Raw genomic sequence first — 11,427 nt, forward strand, 5'->3', positions numbered from 1 at the left:
AGAGGTTTTCTCTAAAACGAAGGACTTCGTCGCTAGCAGCGCCGCCGCCCTCGTCAGTGAGCGGATGTATAGATTCCACCTCTCAGAAGGTCAACAGCTGTTCTCAGAAAAAATGAGAAAAAGCGACAAGGCGTTGAATTTTCATGTTTTATTTCGGGTCTTGGGATTTTGGCAGCTGCGGACCCTGTTTGACGGCGGTCATTGACCCCCCGAATCTGGCTCTCCTAGTCACGCAGTTTGCAAGGCTCCGAGGGCTTGGCTAGTGTCGGCAGCAGTTCAGGAGGTTTCCCTATCATGCGCATACTCGATCAAGCCGATACCGCCCGCTCCCTCTCCTTTCCGCCGCTGATCGACGCAATCAGCCAGATGTTCACCAGTGGCTGCGTCATGCCGGTTCGGCACCATCATACTATTGAGGTTCCCGGAGAGCGTGAGGCGACACTTCTGCTGATGCCAGCCTGGCAGCCCAGCGCCTATATCGGAGTGAAGCTCGTCTCGGTCTTTCCGGACAATCAGCTGCGTAGCCTCCCCGCGATCCACGGCAGTTATCTCCTCTCCTCGGGCAAGACCGGTGAATTGCTCGCGGTGATCGATGGTGGCGAGCTCACGGCACGGCGGACTGCGGCAACCTCGGCTCTTGCTGCACGCCATCTCGCCCGTGCCGACGCATCAACCTTGCTTGTCGTTGGTACCGGTCGGCTGTCGCTGAACCTGATCGAGGCGCATAGCCACGTGCGCCCTATAGAAAAGGTAATGGTCTGGGGACGCGACTTCTCCAAAGCGCAGGCCGTGGTCGCGGAGGCGAGAGGTCTTGGCTATGCCGCCGAGGCAGTCAGCGACCTCGAAACCGCGGCACGTTCTGCCGACATCCTGTCCTGCGCGACCCTTTCCCATACGCCCCTTATCTGGGGCGCCTGGCTGAAGCCTGGGAGCCACCTCGATCTCGTAGGCGCTTTCCGCAAGGATATGCGGGAGAGCGATGACAAGGCGGTAAAGCGCGCAAGCCTGTTCGTCGATACGCGCGCTGGTGCCTTTGCAGAGGCCGGGGACCTGCTGCAGCCGCTGGAGGCCGGGGTGATCACCCGCGCGGATATCAAAGCCGAACTCGTGGAACTGGTGAGCGGAACCGCACCAGGTCGACAGTCCGCGGGAGAGATCACGCTTTTCAAATCCGTTGGAGCGGCGCTGGAAGATCTGGCCGGGGCAATTCTTGCCTATGAAACCGTGTCGGGTGGCCACGTCCTCAGATGATACGGCCTTCCCTCCCCATACTGCCGATCACGGAACAACTATCTGCGATCGGCGCACATCTGGAGGCGCAGAATCGGCTGGTGCTTTCGGCGCCGCCCGGAGCAGGCAAAACCACACTCGTTCCGCTGTCTCTGCTCGATCAGCCATGGCGTGGCGATGGGCGCATCATTCTGCTCGAGCCCCGGCGGTTGGCGGCACGGGCGGCGGCCACGCGGATGGCAAGCCTGCTGGGCGAGGATGTCGGGGCCACGGTTGGTTATCGGATGCGGCTCGACAATCGGATCTCCGCCCAGACCCGGATCGAGGTGGTGACCGAAGGGGTTTTTGTCCGGATGATCCTCGACGATCCCGAACTTACCGGGATCTGCGCCGTTCTCTTCGACGAATTTCACGAGCGGTCACTCGATGCGGATTTCGGGCTGGCGCTGGCGCTCGATGCGCAGTCGGCGCTGCGGCCTGATCTCAAGATCGTCGTCATGTCGGCAACGCTCGACGTGGAGCGCGTGACGCGGCTGACGGGGCAGTCGCAAGCCGTGATCAGCGAGGGACGCAGCTTTCCGGTGGAGATCCGTCACCGCGATCGGTCCGGCGACGAGCGGATCGAGGACGCCATGACCTCTGCAATACTGGCGGCGCTCGCGAGCGAAGACGGCTCGATCCTGGCTTTTCTACCGGGTCAGGCGGAGATCCGCCGCGTCGCCGAACGGCTGGAGGGCAAAGTTACGGCCGATGTGCTGGTGACACCTCTTTATGGCAATCTGAGCCAGACGGAACAGGACGCTGCCATTCGTCCGGCACCCGCTTCGAAGCGAAAGGTCGTCTTATCGACTTCGATTGCCGAAACCTCGATTACCATCGACGGCGTGCGCGTTGTGATCGACAGCGGGCTGCAGCGCCTGCCCGTCTATGAAGCATCGACGGGCATCACCCGGCTGGAGACGGTGCGCGTCTCGCGCGCTTCGGCGGATCAGCGAGCGGGCCGGGCGGGTCGTACCGAGCCGGGGATTGCAATCCGGCTCTGGCATGCGGGCCAGACTGCAGCCTTGCCGGCCTTCACGCCACCGGAGATCCTGGCGACCGATCTGTCCGGGCTCGCTCTCGACATGGCCCATTGGGGCGTGACCGATCCGGCGCAGCTCGCGCTCATCGATCAGCCGCCTGCCGCGGCGCTTGCAGAGGCGCGGCAGTTACTGATCCAGCTCGGGGCGCTGGATACCGGCTACCAGCTCACAGCGCGTGGCCGGCAGATGCGGGATTTCGGGCTTCCGGCGAGACTGGCCGCCATGGTGCTTGCGGCAGCCGAGAGCGGATCGGCCCGACAGGCAGCCGATCTTGCGGTATTGCTCACCGAGCAAGGTCTCGGTGGAAGTGATGTGGATCTCGACGAGCGCCTGCGCCAGTTTCGCCGGGAGAACGGGGAGAGAGCAAAAAGCGCCCGCCTGCTGGCCTCGCGGCTGGTTGCCGGGTTCGGGCACCCGACTGAAGATCGGGCAGAGACGGCCGGAAGCCTGCTTCTGCACGCTTTCCCGGACCGTATCGCCAAGAGGCGGGGCGGGCGGGGACGCTTCGTCATGGCCAATGGCCGCGGAGCGGAGCTTCCCCAGACGGAGCGTCTGGCGGGGGCCGATATGTTGGTCGTCGCGGATCTGACCGGAAAGGCGGCTCAGGCGCGGATCCTGTCGGCTGCGGAGATCAGCCGAAGCAGCATCGAGCAGGCCATGCCTGACGCAATAAAGACGCTGGATGAGAGCGGCTTCGACATGGCAAGCCGACAGGTGCGCGCACGGCGCGTGACACGAATTGGCGCGATCATCCTTGATGAGGCCCCCTTGCCCAAACCGAAGGGCGAGGCTGCAGCACAGGCACTGGCCGACGGTGTGCGGCAGCTGGGACCGTCTGTTCTGCCATTCTCGAAGGCAACCGAACAGTTGCGCCAACGGCTGGGGTTTCTTTACCGGCTGCACGGGGATCCCTGGCCCGATACCAGTGACGAGGGGCTGGTAGCACGATTGGAGGACTGGTTCGTTCCCTTCCAGTCGGGCGTGGGCGGTCTACAGGAGATCTCCTCCGGGAGTCTGCATGACGGGTTGATGGCTCTGGTGCCGCCTGGATTGCAGCGCGAACTCGAACGGCAGGCGCCGACACATTATATGGCACCGACGGGACAGGCGCATCCTATACGCTATGACGGTCCGGAGCCCGTTTTGCAGATCCGCGTGCAGGAGCTCTTCGGCTTGAAGATCCATCCATCCATCGGCGGCGGCAAATTGCCACTGCTCTTGGAGTTGACGTCCCCGGCGCATCGACCCATTCAGACAACACGGGACCTGCCGGGGTTCTGGGCCGGCTCGTGGCGGGATGTGCGGGCGGACATGCGGGGCCGTTACCCAAAGCATCCCTGGCCGGACGACCCGGCATCGGCTGCACCGACGACCCGGGCCAAGCCGCGCGGCACCTGAACTGCGTTACAGAAAGGCGTTTGCCGATGACCATGGATCTTGCAACGAAATTTGGGCCGTCGAGCCGGCGACTCCGGCTTGAGACCCTGGTGCGGCTGCGCTGGGTGGCTGTTGCAGGACAGTTGTTGACCGTGATCCTGGTTGCCTACTGGTTCGAGTTCTCTCTGCCGCTGATGACCTGTCTTGGCCTCGTCGCGGCGCTTGCGGCGGCGAATGCGCTTCTATCGGTTGCTTTCCCGCCTACCTACCGGCTGGAACCTGTCGCTGCCTTCGCCGTGCTCGCCCTCGATCTCTTCCAGATGGGCGCGTTGCTGTTCATTACCGGGGGGCTCAGCAATCCATTTGCGCCCCTTATCTGCATCCCGGTCATCATTTCATTCGCATCGCAGCCGAATCGTCACTCGATCGCACTCTTCGTCACCGCGCTTGCCTTTATCACTCTGCTGGCCTTCACGCCTTTTCCCCTGCCCTGGTTTGAAGGGCGAACGCCCGAGGTGCATCCCCTGCTGCAGCTCGGCATGTGGAGTTCGATCGTCTCGATGATGGCCTTTGCCGCCTTTTATGCTTATCGCGTATCGCAGGAGGCAACGCTGCTTGCGGATGCGCTGACGGCAACGGAGCTGATCCTGCAGCGGGAAAAGCACCTGCACCAGCTCGATGGGCTTGCAGCGGCAGCGGCGCACGAACTCGGCACACCGCTTGCCACCATCAGTGTGGTTGCCAAGGAGATGGAACGCGAGCTCGGCCATGACGAGCGCTACCGGGAAGACGTGCAGCTCTTGCGCAGCCAGAGCGAGCGGTGCCGAGACATTCTGCGGCGGCTGACAACGCTTGCCTCGGAAGGCGAGGCGCATATGCGTGAGATGCCGCTCTCTTCGCTGATCGAGGAGGTGATCGCGCCGCATCGGGAATTTGGGATCAAGGTTGAACTGATCGAGCAGTCGAGCCGGGCCGGCGAACCGGTCGGGAGCCGCAACCCGGCGATCCTGTACGGCCTTGGCAATCTTTTGGAGAACGCCGTCGATTATGCACGATCAAAGGTGACCGTGACTGTCGATCATTCCCCCACCTTCGTCACCGTTGCCATTGAGGACGACGGGGTCGGTTTTTCCCCTGGGGTCTTGCAAAGAATTGGCGAGCCCTATGTTACAAGCAGACAAGGGGAATCCAGAGCCGGTGGACTGGGCCTGGGCCTTTTCATCGCCAAGACTTTGCTGGAACGATCTGGTGCGAGCCTGCAGTTCGAAAACGGCGAGACACTGGGATCCGGAGCGCGGGTCGTGGTGCAATGGCCCCGAGAGTTCATGGAAGCGGACACGCCCTTATGAACGCTTATGACTTTACCCCCTCGTCTTTCCTCGCCATAACTTCGCGGAAAGAGGCTCTTAACCGTCTCAAGGTTGTCAAACATGACTGATGTTGCATCCACCCTCTCCAAGACGACTGCGCAAAGCCCGCAGCACGTCGCTCACGATCTGGGACCCAATCCGACGCTGCTGATCGTCGATGACGATGCGCCTTTCCTGCGTCGACTGGCACGCGCGATGGAAAGTCGGGGATTTACGGTGGACCTGGCGGGATCGGTTGCCGAGGGGATCGCGAAGGCTAAAGAGGCGCCGCCAAGCTATGCGGTTGTCGATCTAAGGCTTGGCGACGGGACAGGCCTCGATGTCATAGAAGCCATTCGCGAGCGTCGCTCCGACACGCGCATTATCGTGTTGACCGGCTATGGAAACATTGCGACGGCGGTCACAGCGGTCAAACTCGGCGCACTCGATTATCTCGCCAAGCCTGCCGATGCGGACGATATCTATCTGGCTCTGACTCAGCGCCCAGGTGAGAAAGCGGAAATACCGGAAAATCCGATGTCGGCGGACCGGGTACGCTGGGAGCATATCCAGCGGGTCTATGAGAGCTGCGAGCGCAATGTGTCGGAGACGGCGCGGCGATTGAACATGCATCGCCGCACATTGCAGCGCATCCTAGCAAAACGCGCGCCGAAATAACCTGGCGCTAGAGCGGTGCGCGCGCCGCCCATTCGGCGAGCATCAGCCGCTGTGCTGCCGTCCGGGAGAATTCGAGCGTGACTGATTTTCGGGTCGCCGGCGCAAGCCGGTGTTCCGGCGCGTCGCGGTGCATGTGACCGGCATACCCATCAGATAACAGCAGGCCGCAATCTTCCGGGAAGATGTCGATCGGCACGCCGGGATGCGTGGCAAAGAACAGCCTGTCGCAATAGCGCCGGTAGTCCGGCCACTTTCTATCGACGCGGAAGTCCTCGATTGAAGATTTGATCTCGATAATCCAGATATCGCCTTTTTCCGACAGAGCGATCAGGTCGGCACGCCGGCCATTGGCAAGCGTGAGTTCCGGCAGGGCGGCGAATCGCAGATCGGTCAGCAAGATCTGCACACCGCGACGCACCATCATGGCACGATCCGACTGGCGACCGTCGATTAACGGATTGTTAGTGGAAACAGAAAGTAAAGTCATGAATATGTCCGTGAGAGCCTGGCTTCATGTTGCAAAAAAACAATGACGAGTCATTTTGCACCGCCGAAGACACCCGGCGGTTACGTGGCCCTTGCGTGGGCGACATTAATCCAAAATAAACCATATTCACAGATGGTCACGGCACCATCTCCCAGCCAACATTGATGAGTCACCCATGCGCTTCCGCACACTTACGATCGCGATCGGCCTACTGACCTCCGTCGGCCTCGCGAGCTGCACGACGACCTCCGGGGAAACCGACAAGGTTGCAGAAACCACCAAGGTCCAGATTTTCAGTGATGCGTATGGAACCGTGACCGATGCTGGCTTTGCTTTGCCGGCGATCCCGATCCAGAAGGTCGATCCGAAGTTTCACCGCCAGATCGTCAACTACTCGACCAGCGAGAAGCCGGGCACGATCATCGTGAACACCCGCGAGCGCTTCCTTTATTACATTCTGCCGCGCGGCCAGGCCGTGCGCTACGGTATCGGCGTGGGCAAGCAGGGCTTTGCCTGGGAAGGTGAAGCCTACATCGCCTGGAAGCAGGAATGGCCGACCTGGCATCCGCCGAAGGAAATGGCAGAGCGTAAGCCGGAAATCGCCCGCTATGTCGAGAAGGGCATGGATCCCGGCCTGAAGAACCCGCTCGGCGCACGCGCCATGTATCTGTTCAACGACAAGGGCCAGGACACGCTGTTCCGCCTGCATGGAACGCCGGAATGGGCGTCCATCGGCACGGCGGCTTCTTCGGGCTGTATCCGCCTCATGAACCAGGACGTGATCGACCTTTACAACCGCGTCAAGCCGGGCCGCAGCGCCAAGGTCATCGTTCAGCAGTAAGGCCGACTAGCGCTGGATCAAATAGAAAGGCCACCGGATCGCTCCGGTGGCCTTTTTGCTGTCTGCTCTCAAGACTGGTTCAGACCGATGTCTGGGCCTTCAGTTCGAGGCGGCGGCGGTGGAGGACCGGCTCGGTATAGCCGTTCGGCTGTTCTCTGCCCTTGAGCACCAGTTCGAGGGCTGCTTGAAAGGCTATTGAGCTATCATAGTTCGTAGCCATCGGGCGGTAGGCCGCGTCGCCTTCGTTCTGCCGATCAACGACGACTGCCATGCGTTTCATGGTTTCCTCGACCTGATCCTTCGTAACGACACCATGGTGTAGCCAGTTGGCCATATGCTGCGCCGAGATCCGCAGGGTGGCCCGGTCTTCCATCAGACCGACATTGTTGATGTCCGGCACCTTCGAGCAGCCAACACCCTGGTCGATCCAGCGGACGACATAGCCGAGGATGCCCTGCGCGTTGTTGTCGAGTTCGCGCTGGATTTCCTCCGGTGTCCAGTTTGGACGGACCGCAACCGGGACAGAGAGAATGTCGGAAAGCTTGGCCCTCTCTCGCGACTGCAGGGTCTTCTGAACTTCGGCCACATTGACCCTGTGGTAATGGGTGGCATGCAGGGTGGCTGCCGTCGGCGAAGGCACCCAAGCCGTATTGGCGCCGGCTTTCGGATGGGCGATCTTCTGCTCGAGCATGGCGGCCATCAGGTCCGGCATGGCCCACATGCCCTTGCCGATCTGGGCATGGCCCGAAAGGCCGCATTCAAGGCCGATGTCAACATTCCAATTCTCGTAGGCCGAAATCCAGGCGGCCTGCTTCATGTCACCCTTGCGGATCATCGGTCCCGCTTCCATCGAGGTGTGGATCTCGTCCCCGGTCCGATCGAGGAAGCCGGTGTTGATGAACACGACGCGCTCGCGGGCTGCACGGATGCATTCCTTGAGGTTGACAGTCGTGCGACGCTCCTCGTCCATGATGCCCATCTTGATCGTGTTGGGCGCCATGCCGACAAGCTGTTCGACCCGGGAGAAGATCTCGCAGGCAAAGGCCACCTCTTCAGGACCGTGCATCTTCGGCTTCACCACATACATGGAGCCGGCGCGCGAGTTCTTCCGACGGCCATCCTTGCCGACGTCATGCAGGGCAATCAGGGCCGTGACTGCGGCATCCATGATGCCCTCCGGCACTTCGTTGCCGTCGCGGTCACGGATCGCCGGGTTGGACATGAGATGTCCGACATTGCGGACCAGCATGAGGGAGCGTCCTGGCAGCGTGGCCGGCGTGCCATCGGCGCCGATAAAGGAGACGTCGTCCGACAGGGCGCGGGTGAAGGACTTGCCGCCTTTGACGATCTCTTCGGTGAGATCGCCCTTCATCAGTCCGAGCCAGTTTGAATAGACGGTGACTTTGTCCTCCGCGTCGACGGCTGCTACGGAATCTTCGCAGTCCATGATCGTCGTGAGAGCCGATTCGAGCCGGACATCATTGATGCCTGCCGGATCGGTCTTGCCGATCATTCCCGTGGCATCAACCAGGATTTTCAGATGGAGGCCGTTTTTGCGAAGGATGACGGCAGAGGGGTTTTCTGTCTCGCCACGATGGCCGACGAATTGCGAGGGATCCGCAAGACCGGTAACGCCGCCATCGGTCAAGACGACCGAGAGGGCGCCGGAATTGACCGAAAGCCTGGCGACCTTCGACCAATCACCCGCTGCGAGCGGTGTGGACTGATCGAGGAACTGCCGGGCCCAGGCGATGACCTTGGCGCCACGCGCGGGATTGTAGCCCTTGCCCTTCTCTGCCCCGTCGCTCTCCGGAATGGCATCGGTTCCGTAAAGGGCATCGTAGAGAGAACCCCAACGGGCGTTTGCCGCATTCAGAGCGTAACGCGCATTCATGACGGGAACGACAAGCTGCGGACCTGCTACGATCGCAATTTCCGGATCGACGTTCTCGACTGCGATGGTGAAATCCGGACCTTCCGGCAGGATATAGCCGATGTCACGCAGAAACTGTTTATAGACCGCGAGATCGGACGGTGCACCATTGTCGCGATACCATGCGTCGATCTTGGCCTGAAAGGCGTCCCGTTTTGTAAGCAAAGCCCGGTTTTTAGGGCCCAGCTCATGGACGATGGCGGCGAAGCCGGCAAAAAAGTCATCGCCAGCGACCCCGGTTTCGGGAAGGGCGTGATTCACGAGGAAATCGTGCAGCTTGGTGTCGATGGACAGTCCGTGTTGGTCGACAAAGGTCACGATGATATCTCCAAAGCTTTGCGGTATCTGTTTTGAGAACAGCTTCGCTCAATTTCATTCTCGGTCAATCCGGCACAAATAACAAAGATTGTTTCCGTTTTGGAAATTAATGCTCTCTCGCCGTCCGTGGGCGGCCGCTTGCCGTTGCCGATATGCGCGCCTCAACGAGTTTACGACGGCCCTCGATCTCCGGGGCATCAAGCTCCTCGCGCAGAGTGGTGACAAGATCGAGCGCGCCACTGGCTTCAGCCTGGCTACGCGCAAGTTCTGCCGCTGCGGAGCGGGCCGCATCCAAGGCTTCAGTCTCGTCCGTGAAGCGCTTGCTCTCGCCAATGCCGGAGAGAATAAAAAGCCCCTCCTCCGGCGACGTCACAACAAGATGAACAGTGCTTCGAACCTGCCCGACAACGGCACCGACGGCATTGGCGACATCGGCATCATCAGGAACTGCGCAGTCTGCCGAGAGCATGTCTGCGATTGCGGGATAGTAGACGCTGGCGGAGGCCCCAAGCCCGATCAGCGGACGGTCTAGCGCCAGCGAGAATCTGGCAATGCCCGTTTCGCGTTTAAGCGCGCGGTCGATGAGTATCGATTTCGCCGGGTCGACGTCCATCAGCCCATCCTCGGCGAGTGCTGCTGCCAGAATGGCCTCGGATGACTGGCGCGTCAGCCGCGCAACAATGCGCTCCGCCAGATCCTCTATCGATGTGGCAATGGGTTGCCCGCTGCCATCTTTCTGACGGATGGCGAGACGGATCCCGAGTTCGGCCGCCTCGCGATCCCATTGACCCTGCCTGCCAAGCACGTGCATGGCATCCGAAGGCGTTACTCCACAGATGTGCACGAGGCCGCGGGCGACCAGCCTGTCCAGCGTCGCCTTCTGCTGGGTGAAAGTGATCAGGGTATCGAGAGGCAGCGGCACGGGGCCGATCTTAGAGAAGAGAGCCGCTTCCTGCGGCTGCAGTCCGGCGGCCAGATTGTCGGGCACGCCAGTGCGTACGGCAAAGCGGCCATCATGGCGCCCGAGATGGGGTGCCCGCAGCTGACGTTCTAGCACCTCGCGGATAGCAGCGCCGTGCAAGGCTCCGGCCAGGCTGAGTGGGACCAGCCTTCGCGGCCCAAGCTCGATCTTCGAATTCATGCCACGGTCGTCGATGCGAACCTCGGAATCGCCGCCGAGACCGTAGGTGCGCATGGCGACAGCCTCGACCATTGTCCTGTAGCCACCGACGACTGCACCATCCTGATCAAGACGCGGCTGGCCTTTCTCCATGACGGCAACATCCGTCGTGGTGCCGCCGATATCAGAGACGACGGCATCGTCGAGACCGGTGAGATGGCGGGCGCCGACAAGACTTGCGGCCGGACCGGAGAGGATCGTTTCGATCGGGCGGGCACGCGCTTCGGAGGCTGAGATCAGCGCACCGTCGCCACGAACGACCATCAGCGGAGCATGAATGGCGCGCTCAATCAGGTATCGCTCCGCCGAGCCGATCAGGCGGTCGATCATCGACACGAGCCGCGCATTGAGCAGCGTTGTGAGAGCCCGACGCGGTCCGCCGAGTTTTGACGACAGTTCGTGACTGCAGGTGACCGGTAGACCGGACGCGGCACGAACGATATCACGGGCGCGCCGTTCATGGCTCGGATTGCGCGTGGCAAAGTAGCCGGCGATTGCCACGGAGGAGACATTGTTGGCAAGCTCGGGTAGTGCCTGCTCCAAAGCATCGCCATCAAATGGCGTTTCGTTGCCATGCACGTCATGTCCGCCCCCGATGAACAGAACCGGGTCGGTGCCCAAGGCCTCGGCCAGGCCATCACGCTTCAAATCCTCCGGACCGAAGCCGATCATGACGAGGCCGGCGCGCCCCCCCTGCCCTTCGACCAGGGCGTTTGTCGCGAGCGTCGTCGATAGCGAGACCAAGCCGATATCGGAGGGAGGAATGCCCGACGAGCGAAGAACGTTCTCCAAAGCGCCTGCGATACCGATTGACAGATCGTGGCGGGTGGTCAGCGCCTTTGCCTTGGCGACGATGCCGGCTTTTTCGCTATAGATCACCGCATCCGTATAGGTCCCGCCGGTGTCAATCCCCAGCATGTAATCTGATGTCACGCAGTCTGCCCCGATTTGC

The 11,427-nt window shown here is 61.4% G+C and carries 9 protein-coding genes; 6 read left to right on the forward strand and 3 right to left on the reverse strand.

Annotated features, from left to right (window positions below; translation table 11 throughout):
• The 5 genes from ASE36_RS22940 to ASE36_RS15260 form a co-directional block, all read left to right on the forward strand.
• A partial coding sequence (locus ASE36_RS22940; RefSeq protein WP_210171879.1) for a hypothetical protein occupies positions 1–205 on the forward strand: 205 nt, incomplete at its 5' end.
• Between the two features lie 89 nt (positions 206–294).
• A complete protein-coding gene (locus tag ASE36_RS15245; protein WP_062281492.1) occupies positions 295–1,251 on the forward strand; it encodes an ornithine cyclodeaminase family protein in 957 nt (318 codons plus the stop codon).
• Positions 1,248–3,710, forward strand: a complete 2,463-nt coding sequence (hrpB, locus tag ASE36_RS15250; RefSeq protein ID WP_062281495.1) for an ATP-dependent helicase HrpB — start codon at positions 1,248–1,250, stop codon at positions 3,708–3,710. Before ASE36_RS15245 ends, hrpB begins: the two co-directional genes overlap by 4 nt.
• Positions 3,711–3,736: 26 nt before the next feature.
• Positions 3,737–5,038 (forward strand): ActS/PrrB/RegB family redox-sensitive histidine kinase, encoded by a 1,302-nt coding sequence (locus ASE36_RS15255; RefSeq protein ID WP_062281498.1) that lies wholly within the window; start codon positions 3,737–3,739, stop codon positions 5,036–5,038.
• 81 nt (positions 5,039–5,119) lie between these two features.
• Positions 5,120–5,716 carry an ActR/PrrA/RegA family redox response regulator transcription factor gene (locus ASE36_RS15260; RefSeq protein ID WP_062281501.1) on the forward strand — a complete coding sequence of 199 codons (597 nt, stop codon included), beginning with the start codon at positions 5,120–5,122 and terminating at the stop codon, positions 5,714–5,716.
• Positions 5,717–5,723: 7 nt separating this feature from the next.
• Here the strand turns inward: ASE36_RS15260 and ASE36_RS15265 are convergent, their stop codons facing one another.
• On the reverse strand, positions 5,724–6,203 hold the full coding sequence (locus ASE36_RS15265) for an MmcB family DNA repair protein (protein ID WP_062281503.1): 480 nt from the start codon (positions 6,201–6,203) through the stop codon (positions 5,724–5,726).
• A 175-nt stretch (positions 6,204–6,378) separates the two neighbouring features.
• Between ASE36_RS15265 and ASE36_RS15270 the strand changes: the two genes are divergently transcribed.
• Positions 6,379–7,044, forward strand: a complete 666-nt coding sequence (locus tag ASE36_RS15270; protein WP_062281506.1) for a L,D-transpeptidase — start codon at positions 6,379–6,381, stop codon at positions 7,042–7,044.
• A gap of 79 nt (positions 7,045–7,123) precedes the next feature.
• Here the strand turns inward: ASE36_RS15270 and ASE36_RS15275 are convergent, their stop codons facing one another.
• Positions 7,124–9,295, reverse strand: a complete 2,172-nt coding sequence (locus tag ASE36_RS15275; RefSeq protein ID WP_062281508.1) for a malate synthase G — start codon at positions 9,293–9,295, stop codon at positions 7,124–7,126.
• Positions 9,296–9,401: 106 nt separating this feature from the next.
• Complete coding sequence (locus tag ASE36_RS15280) at positions 9,402–11,408, reverse strand: hydantoinase/oxoprolinase N-terminal domain-containing protein (RefSeq protein ID WP_062282691.1); 2,007 nt, start codon at positions 11,406–11,408, stop codon at positions 9,402–9,404.
• Between the last annotated feature and the right edge of the window lie 19 nt (positions 11,409–11,427).

Source organism: Rhizobium sp. Root274 (assembly GCF_001429245.1).
GTDB lineage: Bacteria > Pseudomonadota > Alphaproteobacteria > Rhizobiales > Rhizobiaceae > Allorhizobium.